Below are 18,071 nucleotides of genomic sequence, written 5' to 3'. Positions count from 1 at the left end.
TGGATCCTTCCGTGGAGAGGATCCGTGCGTCGCCCGGGCGGTACTCGGTCACCGCCGGCGCTGCGACCGGCCTCGGTCGCACGACGCCGCGACTGCGCGGATCCCGGAGACCACGCTACGCAGCCGCGCGACGGCGCACGAAACACGCCCGTAACAGAGCGACTCGGAGGGGTCAGCCGGCGAGCGACTGCGCCTCGGCGGCCTCGTGGCGCGCGAGCCTCGTCGCGATCGCGTCGCGCTCGGCGCGGAGCGAGGCGATCGTCGGCGGGTCGAGCCGCGGGTCCGCGATGTCGGCGAGGGGGCTCGCCGTGCCCGTGCGGGCCGAGACGAGCGCGGAGTACGCCTTCGCGGCGCTGCGCAGCTCGGCGGCCGCCCGCTCGACCTTGCGCTGGCTCGACTCCTTGTCGGTGACGAGGGAGGCGTGCTTGTCGAGTGCCTTTACCAGCGCGCGGTGAGCCGCGTCAATCTTCTTGCTCATAGGCGCATTATGTCGCATGCTCGCCTCAGCAGGCGAGATCCCGAAAGGGGCCCGCGCCGGTCGGTCGCGGGCCCCTCCGCCTCCGCTACGCGCGGCGACGGCGGGTGAGCAGCAGCGCGAGACCGCCGAGGACGCCGACGGCGGCCAGGGCGAGCGGCTCACCGGGCGAGACGCCGGTCGTGGCGAGGACGGGCTTCGTGCCGGCTCCCGTCGTGCCACCGCTCGTCGTGCCACCGTGAGCGGCCGCCTCGGCCGCCGTGCAGTCGGCGCTCTTCGCGATCTGGTCCTCCTCGGTCAGCGAGTAGTCGTACGAGGTGCTGGCCGTGCGACCGGTCGACTCGCCGAGCGCGACGACGCAGTAGACCTCGGCGCGCGGGTCGGCGAGCGGGTACGCGCCGATCGCGATCGTGCTCCAGCCGACGGCGTCGGCGCTGTAGCGGAGGCGGGTGCCGCCGTCGGCGAGGCGCTGGCGCACCCCGTCGGTCGAGTAGACGCTCACGGCGACGGACTCGCCGGCACCGAAGCCCCAGACCGCTCCTCCGCTGGTGGGCTGGCCGTCGGCGGGAGGCGCCTCGAACGCGGCGCCGCGGGGCCAGATGAGCATGCCCGGCTGGTCGCCGACCTGGACCAGCGACGAGGACACGGAGCGACCGCTCGTGGTGCCGACCGCCGTCACGGTGAAGGTGCCGAGCTGGTCCGCCATGGTGCTCTCGTCCAGGGGCCCGGAGGTCTCGCCGTAGAGCGGCTGCGCGAAGTCGGCGGGGAGCGCCGAGACGCTGCCGTCGGGCGCGGTGAGGGTCAGCTCGACGGTCTCGTCGCGGTCGAAGCCGCGGACAGCGGCGACCGTTCCGTAGACGCGGAAGAGCGAGACCCTGACCTCGGCGCCCGCGGCGAACGGCGAGCCGTCCTCGGCGAAGAGGAAGTCGATCGAGGCGTCCGGCTGCGTGATCGTCAGCGGGACAGCGTTCGAGACGATCGGAGCGCCGTCGGCGTCGAGGCCGTCGGCGACGACCGTGATCTGCTCGCCCGTCCGGGGGAGGTGCGGGTAGACGGAGGTGCCGGCCGACGGGCCGTCGGCGAACGCCGGCAGCCAGTCGGTGAGGATCGCCTCGCCGGTCGCCGAGGCGACGACGGTGGTCCGGGCCTCGACCGCGGGGCCGTCCATCAGGGTGACGACGACGACCGTGCCGGGGGCGAAACCGGTGGCAGCGGCGTCGATGCCGTCGCCCCAGCTCGAGGCGTCGAAGTCCTCCAGCCGCGGGGATCCGGCCTCGAAGGCGGTCCGCGGCAGCGAGAGGACGGGGGCCGCGGCGGCGGGTGCGGCGGGTGCGGGCGTCGCGGTGGGCTCCGTCGTCGGCTCCGGAGCGCTCGGCGTCGGAGTCGCGGTCGGAGTCGCGGTCGGAGTCGCGGTCGGTTCCGCGGTCGCGGTCGGCTCCGCGGTCGCGGTCGGTTCGGCGACGGAGGCTCCGGTGAGCTCGGTCGCGATCGCGGCTGACGGGAACGCGAGCGCCCCCAGCAGTGCGGCGGTGGTGATGACGGTGGCGCTGCGGCGCCGTCGCGCTGTACGCACGAGTCCTGCTTCCTCCGGGCGCTCGTCGCGGCCCGGCTTCCCCATGAGACGGGGGCGATGCGCCCCCACGTGCTGATACTGGCGGATGGCGGACGCGCCGCGGCGGCCGGAAGACAACGAATGCGTCTCGGTACTCCCACAGCTGTCGGGAAGGGCTGCTCCGGAGGCGGGCGGCCTCACGCGGTCCCGCCGGCGGAGTCGATCCAGGCTCGCGCCGCGGTGAAGGCGGCGAGGGTCTCGCCGCGGAGCTCGTCGGCGCGGGCCGCGACCGACTCCGACACCGCAGCGCGCCGGTCGAGCAGGGCGACGAGCCTCTCGCTCAGCACTCCGGGGTCGAACGGCCGGTTGATGTCCACGCTCCACTCGTCGAGCCCGAGGATCGAGACGAGCTCGCGGACCTTCACGTCGTACGCCAGCACGTACGACGGCACCCCGAGCACGGAGGCGAGGACGACCGCGTGCAGCCGCTCGCCGACGAGCGCGTCGCAGTCCTCGAGGATCCGCGCCACGGCGGCGGCGTCGCCGGGCCGGTGCCGCACGAACGGCAGATCGGGCACGCGGGCGGCGAACGCGTCGAGCACCTCGGCGTCGTCGCGGGCCTTGAAGCCGATCTGCATCGGCAGAGCGTGCAGCTCGATCGGCCGCTGGGCCCCGACCGCGAGGAGGGCGGCCGCGAGAGCGTCGAGGAAGGGCTCCCAGCGCTCGGGCGCCTCGATGTCGATGTTGAGGTTCAGGGCGATGCGGAGCCGCTCGCCCCGCACCGCGTCCGGCGGCGTTCCCGGGAGCAGGTCGGCGCGGTCGTGCGAGAACACGGCGTCGGGCACGCGGGCGGCGTCGACCCCGATCCTCCGGCAGGTCTCGAGCGAGAGCCCGTCGCGCACGGTGAGCTCGTCGACCTGCTTGAGGATCGTCCGGGCGAGCCGTCGTCCGAGCCGCGTCCGGAGCGGACCGACTCCGATGTGCAGCATCGCGATCGGCCTGCGCGCGACGAGGTGCGCGAAGGTGACCACGCCCAGGAGCATCAGGAGGGTCGAGTGGCGGTGCCGGCCGGTCGAGGCGTAGAGCTCCTTCACGATGCTGCCGCCTCCGAAGCACAGCAGATCGCAGGTGAGCAGGCGCCGCAGGAGGAGGATGCGATCGCGTGCGGTGTCGATGACCTCGACGTCGAAGCGGTCGCCGAGCTGCCGCCGGGTGCCGTCGGGGTCGTAGCTGTTGACCACGTAGCGGTGCTCGCTGCCCAGGCGGGTCAGGAACGTCTCGAGCAGCAGCTCGTCGCCGATGTTGTGCTGACCGTGGGTTCCGAGGAACACGATCCTGCGGGGGGTCGAGGTCATGTCGGGGGCTCCTTCGTCGGGGGGCGCGGGGAGGGTCCGGTCGGGTCCTCGTCGTCGAGCGGATGCAGTCGCGATCGCCAGCGCACGACGAGTCCGCTGACGATCAGCAGCAGGAGGGTCAGAGCCAGGCCGGTCCAGCTCGATCCGACCACGCCCCCCTCGGGCGGCTCGAGATCCTGGACGTCGGCGGCCGCGAGGCTCAGGAGCTCGTCCTGGGTGAGGTTCGCGTTCGCCGGATTGGCGGCGGGGTCGACGTACCCGTCGATCGTGCCGGTGCTCGCCGTGCGCTCGGAGCACTCGAGGGTGTCGGGGTCGGTGATCGTCTCGACCCCGGCCGGCAGGGACAGGCTCCGGTAGACGTCCTCGGGCACCAGCATCATGCCCTCGAAGAGCATCGGGTTGCTGTCGGACTTGTCGATCGAGAAGGTGTGGGTGCCGGCGTCGGCGTCGACGACTCCGAGGTCCTGGAAGCTGTAGCCGGAGTTCACCGCGACCAGCTCGTCGGGGATGGCGCGCTCGAGATCGGCGACCGACAGGCTCGAGGCGTCGACGGCGACGCGGTCGGTGTCGTAGACGGTCTCCGCGGGGAAGAGCTGGACGTTCTCGGGCGGCGAGCGCAGCTCGACGGTCCGGTCGTAGCCGAGCGACGGCGAGGTGATGCGGAGCGCGTTGACGGTGTCGGCCGTGCGCATCAGGACGCGGTACCTCCCGGGCTCGGCGACCGTCACCGAGACGCTGAACTCCGTCGCCCGCGGGACGCCGATGAAGGAGCCCCTGAGCGTCCCGAAGACCCCCGGCGTGATCATCTCGGTCCGGTTCCACTTGGTCGTCGAGAAGAGCAGGAACGACCGGAACATCGGCGAGAGGTAGTAGTTCGAGGCCACGACGTCGGGGTTGAACGCGAACATCCGCGTATCCGGCCCCGAGACCGCCTCCGGATGCTCGAGGAGGTAGAGGTCGAGCGCCGACGTCTGCTCGTCGTCGGTCAGGAGGTGCACGGTCTCGCCCGGCTCGACGGAGGCCGGGTCGAAGTAGGGGGTGTACTCGAACCGGTAGCAGCGGCTCAGATCGCGGCGGCTGAAGACCAGGTCGAGGTAGCTCTTCCAGCTCGAGTCGACCAGCAGCGTCTCGCGATCGGCCTTCGGCTGGTCCGTGATCTCGTAGAGGGCGTAGCTGCTGTTCTCGAAGCGGAGGGCGACGGAGTCGGTGAGGCGTGCCAGCGCGGGCTCGACGTAGCTCTCGACGTCCGGCAGGTACTCCGCACCGACGCCGTTGTTGGAGTGGATGCGCCGGTTCACGACGATGTACTGGATGCCGATGTTGCGGGCCTCGTTGATCCACCAGTCCTGCTGGTAGTAGAGGCCGCGGAGGATCAGGAAGAACGCGAACTTGTTCTTCACGTCGCCGGTGAGCCCGTAGTAGTAGCTCGGCTTGTCGAGGTAGTAGATGAAGAACTTGTCGATGAACTTGTGGTCGACGCCGTTCTCGTCGGCGACCAGCTTCGCCGTCTCGGTCGGGGGCAGCACGACGGTCCTGCCCTCGGGCAGGGAGTTGAGCTCGTGCTTGAGGGCCTTGAGGTCGTTCAGGGGGAACGGGGCGAGGAAGCCGGCCATGCTGCCGGATCCGAAGACGGTGCGGTACGGGTCGTTCGACCAGAACGGGGTGAAGAACACGGCGCCGATGCACGCGGTGGCGAGGAGCTTCGCGAGCACGACGCTGCGGGCGCGCGACCGGGCGACCCGGGCGCCGGTCGCGGGGGCCCGTCGCACCGGCCGGCGTCGGGGTCCTCCGGTGCGAGCCGCGGCCGGTCGGCCCCAGCGCGCGCCGACGACGTCGATCAGCAGCGCGAGGGTCAGCGACATCACGAGCGGCGCCAGCATGAAGAGGATCAGCTGGAACCGGTGCGGGAAGCGCAGGATCTGCACGACCGTCGCCGCGCCGGTCACCACGAGGTTCCCGATGCTCGAGTGGCTCTCGTTCGCGGTGATCGCCAGCGCGGCGAGGGTGCGGTGGAACGTCGGGAACCACAGCGGCTCGCCGTACCCGATCGTCGCCCAGAGGGCGAAGGCGATCGCGACCGTGATCACTCCGAGCAGCTGGCGGTGGGCGCGGGTCGGGAAGAGGCGGCGCCGCACGCCCGGCACGGCGAGCGGCACGAACAGGAGCACCGTGTAGAGCGCATCGGGGTACCGCGGCACCTTGGCCAGGTAGTCGCCGAAGAGGATCTTGTCGGTGATGCCCGCGAGGTCCCACGACAGCTCGTGCAGCCACGACACCGAGGCGTCCTGGATGAAGTAGAAGTCGCCGGGGACCGTGTCGGAGAGGTTGGTCACTCCGGCCAGCGCCACGTACTTCACGAACAGGGCGTACGGGATCAGGGTGACCAGCGCGTACATCGCGAGTGCGAGCACCGAGCGGCCCGTCGTGGTCGCGGGGAGGCGGCCGAACCAGGCGCGCAGGCGCCGCAGCCGGCCCCGCTCGAGCGCCAGCGTGGCCACGCGGTGGGGGAGGCGCCGCACGGCGGCCGTTCCCCCCGTCCGCACCCAGCGGCCGATCTCGCCGATCAGGAGGGTCACCACGGTCAGCGCGAAGAAGAGGCTGAAGAGGATCAGGTAGTGGATCGCCGGGTTCAGCAGGGTGGCGAGGCTCGACGCGACCATCCAGCGCTTCCACCGCTCGCCGGCGAACAGCAGCGCGTGCAGCATCCACAGGGCCGACAGCGTCATCAGGACGAGCCCGAGGATCAGCGTGTAGAAGTGGGTGATCTTGGCGTACACCATGATCAGGTAGATCAGCGCGACCGGGAAGAACGTCGCCAGGTGGATCGCCTGCGACGACAGGCTCGTGAAGACCCTGTCCATGAAGCGCGCGACGGCCAGGTACGCCACCCAGAAGAGCGTCGGGATCACCAGCAGGATCGCGAAGGGCAGCACGGTGTAGTAGCGCAGCCACGTGGTGAGGAAGGCGTAGCGGACGCGGAACTCGTAGCCGTTCACCAGCTCGTTGAACTGCCCGGCCGCCTGATCGAGCAGCTGGCTGCGCCAGTTGAAGAAGGGGACCAGCTCGTCGCCGGCGATGACCGCGTCGCCGTTCAGGACCGACGGGATCGCCGTGAGGACCTCGCGGAAGATGACGAGGGAGCCGGCGTAGAAGACCGCGCCGGCGACGAGGCTGATGGTGCGGGTGGAGGGACCGGTGGCCCCGGGCGCCCGCTCACGGCCGGGCACGGTCCTCCTCCGCGATCCGTTCCAGAGCGGAGTCGAGCGCCTCGAGCAGGCGGCGGTGCAGAGCCGGATCGAGGACCGCGTCCGGCGCGGCCGTCTCGATCGGACGGCACGCCTCGGCCAGCTCGTCCGCTCCGAGAGCGAGGCTCGCGCCGCGCAGCCGGTGGGCGATGAAGCGGAGGGTCGTCGCGTCGCCTCCGGCCAGGGCCCGGACGAGCCTGGCGCGGTCGTGCGTCGACTGCTCCACGAAGGCCTGGAGCACCTCCGCCCGCGCGTCCTCGCCCAGCTCGTCGAGCCTGCTGAAGGCGCGGGCGGCGGCCTCGCCCGCGGGCTCGAGTCCGTCGAGAGCCGCGAACGCCCGACGCAGGTCCTCGGAGGTGAAGGGCTTGGCGACGAAGTCGTCCATGCCGGCCTCGGCGCAGTCGTCGCGGTCGCGGGCGGAGGTGCCGGCGGTCAGGCCGACGATGCGGGGCTGGGGTCCGGCGGCGGCCCTGATCCGGCGCGTGGCCTCGAGCCCGTCGAGGACCGGCATGTGCACGTCCATCAGGACCACGTCGTACGACGTGCGCGCGGCCGCCGCCACGGCCTCCGCCCCGTCGACGACGCTCTCCACGTCGTGCCCGAGGGCGGCGACCAGCCGGGTCGAGAGCAGGCGGAGCGCCGCGTTGTCCTCGACGACGAGGACCCGCAGAGCCGTCGTCGCGGGAGCGCCGGCGTCCGAGCGCGCCGCTCGGTCGGCGGAGGTGTGCTCCGGAGCGGTCGCGGGAGCGAGGGGGAGCTCGAACCGGAATCGGGAGCCCGACCCGAGAGTGCTCTCCACCGTGATCCGGCCGCCCATCAGCTCGACCAGCGACCGGCAGATCGTCAGCCCCAGCCCTGTCCCGCCGTGGGTCCGGGTGATCGACTCGTCCGCCTGTGCGAAGGGCTCGAACAGCCGGTCGAGCTGGTCCTCCGCGATGCCGGTCCCCGTGTCGGTGATCTCGAAGGCCGTGACGCCCGGCCCCGCCTGCCGCACGCGGAGGACGACGCCTCCGGCGTCGGTGAACTTGACGGCGTTGCCGAGGAGGTTGACCAGCACCTGCCGGAGGCGGGTCGCGTCGCCGAGCACCCATGGCGGGCAGTCGTCGTCGATCCGCACGTCGATCGGCAGCCCCTTGCTCTCGGCCGCGTGCAGGAGCACGGTCGCGCTGCCGGCGACGAGACGGCGCAGATCGAAGGCGCGGCGCTCGATCTCGAGTGCGCCGGCCTCGATCTTCGAGAAGTCGAGGATGTCGGTGATGAGGTCGAGCAGGAGCGATCCGCTCGACGCCGCCCTCTCGGCGTACTCGCGCTGCACCGCGTCGAGCCGCGTCCCGAGCAGCAGCTCGTTCATCCCGAGCACCGCGTTCAGCGGTGTCCTGATCTCGTGGCTCATGGTGGCCACGAAGACGCTCCTCGCCGACGCCGCCGCGACGGCCTCGTCGCGCGCCTGGGCGAGGCTGCGGTTCAGCTGCACCTGGCGGTGCCGCAGCCGCTCGGCGTCGGCGACGGTGAGCAGCAGGCGGAGCGTGCTCGCGGCGAGGGTGCCGGCGGCGAACAGGGAGGAGGCTCCCCTCGCCGCTCCGTCGTCGACGAGGAGGACGACGAGCGCGGCGACCGAGAAGCCCGCGGGGAAGAAGACCAGCCCGCCCACACGGGAGTCGCCCGGCGGAGGAGGCGTCGGCGACACCCACGCGGCAGCGGCGACGAGGACGGCGGCGAGCGGCCACATCACGTCGTACGGGTTCCCGAAGGCGTAGGTCCCCGAGGCCATCTCCGGGTTCGTGACGACGTTCGAGACCGTCATCACGAGGGCCGCCGCCACCAGGAGGTACCAGGCGGGGCTCGGTCGCCGGTCGAGCGCCGTCAGTGCTCCGATCAGAAGGGCGACGAACAGCAGCGGGATCGCGGGGTAGAGCAGCTCGATGATCTCCGGCCCCGACAGCGTCTCGCCGTGGGTGAGCGTGAACGACGTCGAGACGGCGAACAGACCCAGCGCGGCGATGGTCCCGTCGAGCCAGACCGATGCCGAGACGCGCGCGACCCGAGCGCGCACGAGGAGCCCGAGCCCGACGAACATGCAGACCGCGAACCCGCCGTAGAGGATCTGCGAGACGAGACTGTTGGGCTGCGTGCCGCCGGGGCCGGCCGAGATCGACTCCACGGCGTCCGCGGCCATCAGCCAGACGAAGGCGAGGGAGAGGAGCGCCCAGGCGAGCCGTTCGCGGCGCACCCTCACGACCCGCAGGGCGATCAGGAGGGCCGCTGCGGCCTCGACGCCGAGGTAGACGCTGACGAACCACCAGTAGGCCGCGGAGTCGGAGGGGAGCACGGCGAGCGTCACCGCGTCGACCGCGAGGAGCGCCAGCAGACCGGCGAAGGCGGCGGCGACGGGGCGCGACCGGGTCTCCAGGGCGATCGACCAGACCCTGTGCATAGCCACCGTCCCGCTCCGGTCCGTGCTCCGACTCCGCCGAGGGCTGGTCGGTGTCGCCATAGTGCAGGACGCGGGGGCCGCGGTCAACGCTCGGGCCGGACGACCCTGGAACCGGCGGTGAGGGCGGGTCTATGCTCGGCGTCACATCGCGAGACCGCCGCCTCCGGATTCCTGGATCGTCGACGTACGCGGTGCCGGACGGCCGCGGCCCCATCGACGGCCGCTCGGTCGAGGCCGAGGGCACGGGCATGCGCACAGGGCGATCTGCGACGGGAGACGGGCGATCCGCGCCGCGTCCCGGCGGGCTGCGGCTCGGCGTCGTGACGGCGATGCCGCCCGGCCGCAACAGCCTGAACGAGTTCGGCCACCACCTGGTCAAGCACCTCTCGCGCCTCGAGGAGGTCGCCGAGGTGATCGTGTACTGCGACGTCACCGACGCCGGCGAGCCCGACCCACTCGAGAAGACCGTGGTGCGCCCGTGCTGGCGCTTCAACTCCCCGGCGAACCTCGTGAGCGTGCCGCGGGAGGTCCTCCGGACGCGCCCCGACGCGGTCGTCCTGAACCTGCAGTTCGCGACCTTCGGCGACCGGCGCGTCCCCGGGGCGCTCGGGCTCCTCGTCCCGGCCGTGCTGACGGCGCTCCGCGTGCCGACGCTCGTGGTCCTGCACAACCTCGCCGACAACGTCGACATGGAGGACGCGGGCTTCGCGGGCTCGAAGTCCACCGCGCGACTGATGACCCTCGCCGGCCGGGTGCTCACGCGGGCCCTGCTCCGAGCGGACCTGGTCGCGCTGACCATCCCGCGCTACGTCGACTTCGTGCGCGCGAGCTACGGCGCGCAGAACGCGATCCTCGCCCCGCACGGGAGCTTCGAGGACGTGCCGCTGCCCTCCTCCGCCCCGCCGCCCGGACCGCGGAGGATCCTCGCCTTCGGCAAGTGGGGCACCTACAAGACGGTCGACGTGCTCGTCGCGGCCTACGAGCTGCTGCTCGAGCGGGGCGTCGACGACATCCGGCTGGTGATCGCCGGCACCGACTCGCCGAACTCCGCGGGCTACATGAGCGCGGTGGCCGAGCGCTACGCGTCCGTCCCGGGACTCGAGCTGCCCGGCTACATCGCCGAGGAGGAGATCGGCCCGCTGTTCCTCTCGGCGAGCGTCGTCGCGTTCCCCTACACCTCGACGACCGGCAGCTCCGGCGTGCTCCACCAGGCCGGGGAGTACGGGCGGGCCGCCGTGCTGCCGAGGATCGGCGACCTCGTCGACATCATCGAGGAGGAGGGCTTCCGCGGGGTCTACTTCGAGCCCGGCGATCCCGCGAGCCTCGCCGACGCGCTCGCCGAGGTGCTCGAGGACTCCGACCTCCGGGACGCCCTGGGGAGGCGGAACCTCGACGCCGCGACCGGGATCCCGATGTCCGAGGTCGTGCAGTGGCACGTCGCCCACCTCGAGCGGATCATCGCGCGGCGGAGGCATCGGTGAACGCGCCCGCGCGCCGGCTGCTCCGCGGAGCCTCGGCGCTCTCGGCCGCGATGCTCCTCGCGAACGCGGGCAACTACGCGCTCAACCTCTTCCTCGGCAGGGTGCTCACTCCGGCGGAGTTCGCGGACGCGAACCTCATGGTCACCTTCCTGTTCAGCCTGACCTCGATCGCGCTGTGCCTCCAGCTCGTCGCCGCGCGGTTCGTGGCGCGGGCCGACGAGCTCGGCCACTCCGGCGACTCCGATCGGCTCGCCCGTCGGCTGCGGCGGATCGCGCTCGTCTCGGGCCTCGGCGCCGGCGCCGTGCTCGCGTTCGGCGCCGAGTTCTGGTCGACGCTGTTCCGGACGGCCTCGCCCTGGCCGTTCGTCGTGCTCGGTGCCGGAGTCCCGTTCTGGCTCGTGCAGGCCGTGGGGCGCGGCGTCCTCCAGGCGCGCTCGCTCTTCGCCCCGCTCGCGCTCTCCTTCGTGATCGAGATGGTGGTGCGGGTGGGATCCGGCGTCCTCTTCGTCTCGGCCGGATACGGAGTGATGGGGGCGACGATCGCGCTCTCGGCGTCGTTCGTCGTCACCTGCGCCGTGGTGGCGGCCGTCGCGCGGCCCCGCGGCGGACCGGTGGCGGGGTCCATCGGACGAGGCGAGGTGCGCGCCTACGCCGCCCTCGTCTCGATCCTGCTCGTGGGCCAGATCATCGCGAACAACAGCGACGTCTTCATCGCCAAGGCGGTGCTCGACCCGACGGACGCGGGCATCTACGCGGCGGTCGCCCTGGTCGGGCGGGCCGTCTTCTTCCTGACCTGGTCGGTCGCGACCGTCGTGTTCCCCGAGGCCGCACGACGCCAGGCCGCCGGCCGCGACTCGGCGGCCGTGCTCCGCGCGGGCGTCGGTGTCGTCGTCGGCATCGGAGCCGCCTGCTCACTGGGGGCGCTCTGGGTCGGCGGACCGGTGCTCGGCGTCGTGCTGGGGCCCGACTACTCCGGTCTCTCCCTGCCCCTCGCGGGCTACGCCGGCGCGACGACGCTGTTCGCCGTGGCCAATCTCGTCGCCAGCTACCGGCTCTCGCAGTCGCGGACCACCGAGTCGTGGCTGCTGCTGGGCGCCGCCGTGCTGCAGACGGTGCTCCTGGTGATCGAGCACCGCGACATGACGGCGCTCATCGCGATGCAGGCGGTCGCGATGAGCGTCCTCGTGCTCGTCCTGGCCGTCAGGGCCGTCGTCGCGCGCTCTCGGCGCACCTCGCTCGAGGAGGTGCTCCCGTGACGGAGGACTCATCGGTCTACCGCTCGTACCGCGCGTGGGTGACCACGCCGCTCGCGGAGGCACCGCGCGTCTCGGTCGTGGTCCCCGCCTACAACGAGGAGTGGCGGATCCTCCCCACGATCGGCGCGATCGCGACGCACATGAGCGGTCGCGGCGAGCCGTGGGAGCTGATCATCGCGGACGACGGATCCACCGACGCCACCCCGAGCCTCGTCGCGGACCTGCGCTTCCCCAATCTGCGCCTCCTCCGCGCACCCGTGAACGCCGGCAAGGGCGACGCGGTCCGCCGGGGCGTGCTGGCGGCCCGCGGAGAGCTCGTGCTCTTCGCCGACGCCGACCAGTCGACGCCCATCGAGCAGTTCGACCGGCTGAAGGCCCGGATCGACGACGGCGCCGATGTCGTCGTCGGGTCGCGGGCGGCGACCGGCGCCTCGGTCAGCGGCAAGAGCCTCGCCCGGCGGGTGCTCAGCAGGGTGCTGCACCTGGTGGTGGCCCGCGGCTTCGGCATCACCGTCGCGGACACCCAGTGCGGCTTCAAGCTCTTCACGGCGGAGTCGGCGCGGCGCCTCTTCGAGCTCCAGGTCGTCGACGGCTTCTCGTTCGATCTCGAGGTGCTCTACCTCGCGGGCCGGTGCGGCTACCGGGTCGAGGAGGTGCCGGTCGAGTGGATCGACGCCCCGGGCTCGACCGTGCACGCCCTCCGCGTCAGCGCGCGCTTCCTGCTCGACCTGCTGCGCATCCGCGCGAACGACCTGCGGGGGACCTACGCCCGCGGCGAGCCCGGGCGCAGACGGCCGAGCGACACCACCATCGACACCGACCCGGGGGCACAGCCATGATCATCCGCACCGAGACCGATCCCTCCCGCAGCACCGTGCACCTGGTGGGCCGGTTCGACGCCCACGAGGCGGCGACGTTCCGCCGCACCGTCGAGCCGCTGATCACCGACGAGAGGCCGGAGCTCGGGCTCGACCTGTCGCAGGTGGCGTTCGTCGACTCCACGGCGCTGGCCGAGCTCGTGCGACTGCACAAGGCGGCGGCGGCCCGGGGCGGCGCCGTCGTGCTGACCGCCCTGTCCGACCCGGTCAGGGTCATCCTCGAGATCACGGACCTCGCGGGGGTGTTCCGGATCGCCGAGCAGGAGGGGGCCGAGACGCCGTGAGCGAGCCCGTCCCGCTCCGTGCCGGCGCTCCCGCGGCTCCCGCCGTCGTCTCGGACCTCGACCTCCTCGCGCGGGACGCGGCGGCCTCGAGCCCCGCTCTCGCGGCCCTCGGCCGGGTGCGGGCGCGGATGTCCGACCTCGAGTCGACGCAGCGGAGGCTGACCGACGAGCTGATCGCCACCCAGGACCGCGTCTTCGCGATGCGAGCTCTGGCGCAGATCAACGTGCAGGGTGTCGCGAGCGATCAGACCGTCCGGCTGCTCCTCGAGAAGGCGCTGGAGCTGACGGGAGCGCGGTCCGTCCTCCTGCTCGACGAGGGAGCGGTCCTGCAGTCGGTCGGGGACGAGCGCGCCGTCGACTCCGCCACGGCGATCGCCGCCGCGGCGGTCGCCGACGCCACGGGGGAGCAGCTGAGCACGGCGGAGGCGGGGGCCGCGATCGTCGGGACCCTCGACCCCGACGGCGGCCGCGACCGCCGCGCGGCCTTCTTCCGCGACGCCGGGCGCCCGTTCTCGACCGTGGACGTGCCGCTCATCGAGGCCATCGTCTCGGCCCTCGGGGTCATGCTCGCCTTCACCGAGCTGCACGAGCGCGAGGTGCGCCAGGCGGCCGTCGAGCGCGAGCACCAGCTGGCCTCCGCCCTCGCGCAGTCGGTGATCGACGAGGCGCCGCCGCGCTCGAGTGCGGTGGAGGTCTTCGCGAGGACCGTGCCGGCCTCGCTGACCGGAGGCGACTTCTACGTGTTCGGCGAGGCGGAGGGGGCGATCTGGTTCGCCGTCGGCGACGTCGCCGGCAAGGGGCTGCCCGCGGCCATGCTCATGACGCGGGCCGTCGCCGCCTGCCGCATCGCCTTCCTCGCGCGCCGCGACTCCTCGGTGATCGGCGTCTTCTCCCGCATCGAGGACGAGCTCTACGAGCACCTGGACGAGATCGGGATCTTCATCACCCTGGTCGTCGGCGTGATCGACGAGGCGACCGGCACCGTCCGGCTCGTCAACGCCGGGCACTCGCCCGTCGTGCGCATCGGCGGGGACGACGCGTCGTTCGTGCCGCCCTCCGTGCCGCCGCTGGGCGTCGTCCGGGGTCTCGTGCCCGAGGTGGCGTGCGTCGAGCTCTCGCGCGGGGAGGTGCTCGTGCTGGGCTCCGACGGGCTGGCCGAGCAGGAGGACCCGTCGGGCCGGCTCTTCGGCTACGACCGGTTCCTCGACCTCTGCCGGTCCGGCCGCGGCTCGCGGCCTGCCAGTCTGGGAGCGGAGGTCTTCGCGACGGTCGCCGCCTTCGCCGAGGGCAGCCCCTCGTCGGACGACACGACCCTGGTCGTCCTGGCCGGGAGGGAGGATCGGGGATGACGGTGCTCGTCGAATCCCGGCTGCGGCTCGAGCCGGACGTGCTCGCGGTCCGTGCGCTGGGCGGGTGGCTGCGCGAGGCGGCCCTGGTGCTCGATCCGGCCGCGGCCGCGGCCCTCCTCGCCCGCGCCGAGCTCGCCGTGCACGAGGCGTGCATCAATGTCATCGACCACGCCGGCGCGCCCCCCGGGACGACCATCGACCTCGATCTGGTGCTCGAGGAGGACCGGCTGACGGTGCGCGTGAGCGATCGGGGCGCGGCCTTCGACCTCGGCGCGGTGCCGGTCCCGGAGGCCGGTGCGGTGCAGGAGCGGGGGTTCGGAGTGAAGATCATCCGCTCCCTCGTCGACGAGCTCTCGTACCGCAGGACGGGCAGCGGCAACGAACTCGAGCTGGCGTTCGATCTCGGAGGACCCCGTGGCTGAGGAGCTCGACATGGCCGTGGTGATCGGCGACGACGACACGGTGAGAGTGACCCTGGCCGGGCGGTTCGACGTCGGCGAGGCGCCGCGGGTGCGCGAGACGGTGCTGGCCGCCCCGGTGGCCGGGATCCCCCGGATGGTGATCGACCTCTCCGGCGTCTCGTTCCTCGACAGCGCGGGACTCGCCGTGCTCGCGCGAGCGCGACGCGACCGAGTGCTCAGCGGCAGGTCGCTCGTGCTGGTGCGACCCGCCTCCGACGATGCGATGCGCGTCTTCCGGCTCACCCGCTTCGACGAGATCTTCACGATGGTCGACCGGGGGGAGGAGTCGTGACGCCGGGGCGCGCGCTCGTCGTCGACGACGACGTCGTCTCGCGGCTCGTGCTGAGCCGCATGCTGCGCCGGAGCGACTGGGTCGTCGACGAGACCGAGGACGTGCCGGAGGCGCTCGCCGCGCTCGCCGAGCACCGCTTCGATCTCGTGGTCGCCGACTACCGCCTGCCGTCGGGGACGGGGGTCCAGATCCTCGAGGCCCTCGCCGGGGCGTCCGACCCGCCCCCGTTCGTGCTCGTGACGGGGATCCTCGAGTACTCCTCGCTGCCTCCGGAGACGGTCAGGGGCGTCAGGGCGCACCTCACCAAGCCGGTCAGCTCCGAGGCGCTCCGGAGGACGCTGGAGTCCGTCGTCCTCGAGGGGCGCGGCTGATCCGGCTCGCTCCCGCCTAGGGCGGGCATGCTGAGGGGATGACCGATGCCTCAGACGCCCCGCGCCCGCCTCTCCGGGAGCGGCGGACCCGCAGCCAGCACGTGCTCACCGTCCTGCGGACGGAGCGGCTCGCCGAGCACCTCGTCCGTGTGCACCTCGGGGGCGAGGGCGTCGACGGCTTCCTCGCGGAGGCGGATCCCGCGCGACTCGCCGTGACCGATCGCTACGTCAAGCTCCTGCTCCCGCCGGCCGGCTCGCCGCTCGAGCCGCCGTTCGACCTCGACGCCCTCCGCGCGAGCGTCGCGCCCGAGGACCTGCCGGTGCGGCGCACCTACACGGTGCGCTCCGTCGGCGAGCGGAGCATCGCCGTCGACTTCGTCGTCCACGGCGACGAGGGCGTCGCCGGCCCCTGGGCCGCCGCCGCCCGGCCCGGCGACCGGCTCGCGATGTCGGCCCCCGGTGGCGCGTGGGCGCCGCGCGAGGACCCGGCGGTCGCGCACCTCCTCCTCGGCGACGACTCCGCCCTCCCGGCGATCGCGTCGGCACTGGAGGCGATGGGCCCTGCGGCCCGCGGGCTGGCACTGATCGAGGTGGGCGGCGCGGCCGACGAGGTGGAGCTGTCCGCCCCCGCCGGGGTCGAGATCCGCTGGCTGCACCGCGCGGCCCTGGAGGCGGGTCGAGCCCTGGTCGCGGCGGTGCGCGCCGAGGCGCGTCCGGAGGGTGCCGTCGAGGTCTTCGCGCACGGGGAGCGCACCGCGATGAAGGAGCTGCGCGGCATCCTCCAGGGCGACTGGGGGATCGAGCGCTCGGCGCTCTCGCTGTCGGCGTACTGGGCGCTGGGCCGGGCCGAGGACCGGTTCCAGGCCGAGAAGCGCGAGCCGGTCGGCGCGATCTTCGACGACTGAGACGACGCGGGCCCGCCACCCCTGAGGATGGCGGGCCCGTCGTGCGCGCGGGATCAGACGCGCTTCAGCGAGATGGTCGCGCTCGTGGTCGCGTTGCCGGCGGCGTCGACCGCCTTGGCGGTCACCGGGTACGTGCCCTTGGCGAAGACCGCGGTGTTCACCGTGAGCTGCCAGGTCCCGTCGGCCGCGCGGGTCGCGTCACCGAGCTTCGTCGTGCCGACCCAGTAGCTGACTCCGGTCACGGCGACGTCGTCCGAGGCGCTGGCCACCAGGGTGATGGTGCCCGAGACGGAGGCTCCGGAGACCGGCGAGACGACCGCGACGGTCGGTCGCGTCGTGTCGGCCGGAGCCGCGGTGGCGGTCGGAGTCGGTGTCGCGGTCGGCGTGGCCGTGGCGGTGGGCGTGGCGGTCGGAGTCGCCGTGGGCGTCGCGGTCGGCGTGGCCGTCGGGGTCGCGGTGGCGGTGGCCGTGGGCGTGGGGGTCGCCGTGGGCGTCGCGGGCGGCGCGCTCAGGGCGCCGACCTGGTCGGCTCCGGCGGTGAGAGCGCCCATGGTCTGGCCGTCGATGTCGGTCAGGGCGCCGGTGGTCGATCCCCAGCCCGCGATCTGCGTCTGCGCGGCGTTCAGAGCGTGCAGGTCGCCGGTCGAGGGCGAGCGAAGGGCGGGCGCGCCCTGCACGTTGCCCTGCTGGTTCATCAGCGCCGGGAGTGCGCAGAGCTTCGAGTTCCAGCCCTCGACGATCGTGTTCGTCATCGGGCTGGTGCACGAGGAGAGGTAGCTGACGATGTTGCGGTCGAAGACCGTGTTCTTCGCGCCTCCGACGCGGAGCGCTCCGCTCTCGAACGTGTTGTTGCGGATGTAGACGCCGTCGGCCGACGCCTCGCGGAAGTCGGCGGACGAGCCTCCGCGGCAGTCGTTCGTGACCACGATGCAGCCCGAGACGAAGTTCGACTCGACGGTGATCCGGCTCATCCCGTCGCCGCCGCCCGGCGAGAAGATGATGCCCGCGTTGTAGCAGTTGCTCAGCGTGTTGCCGCGGAGCGTGACGTCGTTGCTCTCGAACACCTGGATGCAGTCGGCGTGCAGGCCGTTGTTCTTGTTCTGGTCGAAGTCGCGCACGACGTTGTTCTCGATCAGGCCGTTGTCGGTGCCGCCGACCTGGATGCCGTCGATCGACGAGCCGTTCTCGAAGAGGGAGTCGCGCACCACCACGTTCGCGCTGCGCACGAAGATGCCGGAGCCGTCGATGTGCATCCGGTTGACCGTGATGCCCGAGCCGTAGGTGTAGAAGGGCGTCCTCGAGAAGATGTCGTTCCACACGGTGTTGGGGGTGTAGACCTTCGTGGTCCCGAGCACGGGCGAAGCGCCGGGCGCGGGCTGGACGGTGACGGGGGCGGCGACGGTCGCCTTGCCGCCCTTGAGGTCGGTCGTCGGGTAGGTGCCCGAGGTGAGCAGAACGGTGTCGCCGGCCGCGGCGTTCTGCACGGCGACGGCGAGGGAGCAGGGGGCGGTCGAGGTGCAGACCGTTCCGGTGCCGGTGGGGGCGGCGTAGCGGTTCGCGGCCGCCGTGCTGGGGACCGCCGTGAAGAAGGCGGCGATCACCACCAGCAGGGCGGCGAGAGTCGCGCTGAGAGTTCGAGTCATGGGCGTGCGGTCCAATCGGGGAAGGGTGAGCGGGGACTCAGGGCTGGGAGAGGGGGCTGGAGGGGGCTCTGCCCGCGGGGAGCGCTCGCA

15 protein-coding genes are annotated in these 18,071 nt (G+C 72.6%); 9 read left to right on the top strand and 6 right to left on the bottom strand.

Annotated elements, in window-relative coordinates; all coding sequences use genetic code 11:
* Positions 1-172 precede the first annotated feature (172 nt).
* The 5 genes from GSU68_RS16555 to GSU68_RS16535 all read right to left on the bottom strand — a co-directional run bounded on the left by GSU68_RS16555 (position 173) and on the right by GSU68_RS16535 (position 9,061).
* Positions 173-478 carry a hypothetical protein gene (locus GSU68_RS16555; RefSeq protein ID WP_159909746.1) on the bottom strand — a complete coding sequence of 102 codons (306 nt, stop codon included), beginning with the start codon at positions 476-478 and terminating at the stop codon, positions 173-175.
* An 85-nt stretch (positions 479-563) separates the two neighbouring features.
* Positions 564-2,048, bottom strand: coding sequence for a hypothetical protein (locus GSU68_RS19735; RefSeq protein WP_208544600.1), 1,485 nt, complete (start codon positions 2,046-2,048; stop codon positions 564-566).
* Between the two features lie 176 nt (positions 2,049-2,224).
* Positions 2,225-3,382: a polysaccharide pyruvyl transferase family protein gene (locus GSU68_RS16545; protein WP_159909745.1), complete on the bottom strand. Its 1,158-nt coding sequence runs from the start codon at positions 3,380-3,382 to the stop codon at positions 2,225-2,227.
* The gene (locus GSU68_RS16540; protein WP_159909744.1) at positions 3,379-6,609 is read right to left on the bottom strand and encodes a hypothetical protein; all 3,231 of its coding nucleotides are present in this window, start codon (positions 6,607-6,609) and stop codon (positions 3,379-3,381) included. The genes GSU68_RS16545 and GSU68_RS16540 overlap by 4 nt, the downstream gene beginning before the upstream one ends.
* Positions 6,596-9,061, bottom strand: coding sequence for an ATP-binding protein (locus tag GSU68_RS16535; RefSeq protein WP_244259512.1), 2,466 nt, complete (start codon positions 9,059-9,061; stop codon positions 6,596-6,598). Before GSU68_RS16535 ends, GSU68_RS16540 begins: the two co-directional genes overlap by 14 nt.
* 191 nt (positions 9,062-9,252) lie before the next feature.
* Between GSU68_RS16535 and GSU68_RS16530 the strand changes: the two genes are divergently transcribed.
* From GSU68_RS16530 to GSU68_RS16490, 9 genes are read left to right on the top strand one after another with little or no spacing between them, the layout of a single operon-like run.
* Positions 9,253-10,542 (top strand): glycosyltransferase, encoded by a 1,290-nt coding sequence (locus tag GSU68_RS16530; RefSeq protein WP_208544599.1) that lies wholly within the window; start codon positions 9,253-9,255, stop codon positions 10,540-10,542.
* On the top strand, positions 10,539-11,798 hold the full coding sequence (locus GSU68_RS16525; RefSeq protein ID WP_159909742.1) for an oligosaccharide flippase family protein: 1,260 nt from the start codon (positions 10,539-10,541) through the stop codon (positions 11,796-11,798). The genes GSU68_RS16530 and GSU68_RS16525 overlap by 4 nt, the downstream gene beginning before the upstream one ends.
* Positions 11,795-12,637, top strand: coding sequence for a dolichyl-phosphate beta-glucosyltransferase (locus GSU68_RS16520; RefSeq protein WP_208544598.1), 843 nt, complete (start codon positions 11,795-11,797; stop codon positions 12,635-12,637). The genes GSU68_RS16525 and GSU68_RS16520 overlap by 4 nt, the downstream gene beginning before the upstream one ends.
* The gene (locus GSU68_RS16515; protein WP_159909741.1) at positions 12,634-12,960 is read left to right on the top strand and encodes an STAS domain-containing protein; all 327 of its coding nucleotides are present in this window, start codon (positions 12,634-12,636) and stop codon (positions 12,958-12,960) included. The genes GSU68_RS16520 and GSU68_RS16515 overlap by 4 nt, the downstream gene beginning before the upstream one ends.
* Complete coding sequence (locus tag GSU68_RS16510) at positions 12,957-14,309, top strand: PP2C family protein-serine/threonine phosphatase (RefSeq protein ID WP_159909740.1); 1,353 nt, start codon at positions 12,957-12,959, stop codon at positions 14,307-14,309. The genes GSU68_RS16515 and GSU68_RS16510 overlap by 4 nt, the downstream gene beginning before the upstream one ends.
* Positions 14,306-14,731, top strand: a complete 426-nt coding sequence (locus tag GSU68_RS16505) for an ATP-binding protein (protein ID WP_159909739.1) — start codon at positions 14,306-14,308, stop codon at positions 14,729-14,731. The genes GSU68_RS16510 and GSU68_RS16505 overlap by 4 nt, the downstream gene beginning before the upstream one ends.
* A complete protein-coding gene (locus GSU68_RS16500) occupies positions 14,724-15,062 on the top strand; it encodes an STAS domain-containing protein (RefSeq protein WP_159909738.1) in 339 nt (112 codons plus the stop codon). The genes GSU68_RS16505 and GSU68_RS16500 overlap by 8 nt, the downstream gene beginning before the upstream one ends.
* On the top strand, positions 15,059-15,433 hold the full coding sequence (locus GSU68_RS16495; protein ID WP_159909737.1) for a response regulator: 375 nt from the start codon (positions 15,059-15,061) through the stop codon (positions 15,431-15,433). Before GSU68_RS16500 ends, GSU68_RS16495 begins: the two co-directional genes overlap by 4 nt.
* Positions 15,434-15,471: 38 nt before the next feature.
* Positions 15,472-16,338, top strand: a complete 867-nt coding sequence (locus GSU68_RS16490; protein ID WP_159909736.1) for a siderophore-interacting protein — start codon at positions 15,472-15,474, stop codon at positions 16,336-16,338.
* Between the two features lie 53 nt (positions 16,339-16,391).
* Here GSU68_RS16490 and GSU68_RS16485 read toward each other — a convergent pair whose 3' ends face one another.
* The gene (locus GSU68_RS16485) at positions 16,392-17,981 is read right to left on the bottom strand and encodes an Ig-like domain-containing protein (protein WP_159909735.1); all 1,590 of its coding nucleotides are present in this window, start codon (positions 17,979-17,981) and stop codon (positions 16,392-16,394) included.
* Between the last annotated feature and the right edge of the window lie 90 nt (positions 17,982-18,071).

Origin of the sequence: Rathayibacter sp. VKM Ac-2759 (assembly GCF_009834225.1) — a bacterium.
In the GTDB taxonomy this organism is placed as follows: Bacteria; Actinomycetota; Actinomycetes; order Actinomycetales; family Microbacteriaceae; genus Rathayibacter.
The sequence above is the reverse complement of the archived record's forward strand: the minus strand, read 5'-3'. Positions and strand labels throughout refer to the sequence as shown.

What these genes read in the sequence shown, in the direction of transcription:
- GSU68_RS16555 (WP_159909746.1), bottom strand. Translation starts at nt 478, where the DNA reads ATGAGCAAGAAGATTGACGCGGCTCACCGCGCGCTGGTAAAGGCACTC.
- GSU68_RS16505 (WP_159909739.1), top strand. Translation starts at nt 14,306, where the DNA reads ATGACGGTGCTCGTCGAATCCCGGCTGCGGCTCGAGCCGGACGTGCTC.
- GSU68_RS16545 (WP_159909745.1), bottom strand. Translation starts at nt 3,382, where the DNA reads ATGACCTCGACCCCCCGCAGGATCGTGTTCCTCGGAACCCACGGTCAG.
- GSU68_RS16490 (WP_159909736.1), top strand. Translation starts at nt 15,472, where the DNA reads ATGACCGATGCCTCAGACGCCCCGCGCCCGCCTCTCCGGGAGCGGCGG.
- GSU68_RS16535 (WP_244259512.1), bottom strand. Translation starts at nt 9,061, where the DNA reads ATGCACAGGGTCTGGTCGATCGCCCTGGAGACCCGGTCGCGCCCCGTC.
- GSU68_RS16485 (WP_159909735.1), bottom strand. Translation starts at nt 17,981, where the DNA reads ATGACTCGAACTCTCAGCGCGACTCTCGCCGCCCTGCTGGTGGTGATC.
- GSU68_RS16515 (WP_159909741.1), top strand. Translation starts at nt 12,634, where the DNA reads ATGATCATCCGCACCGAGACCGATCCCTCCCGCAGCACCGTGCACCTG.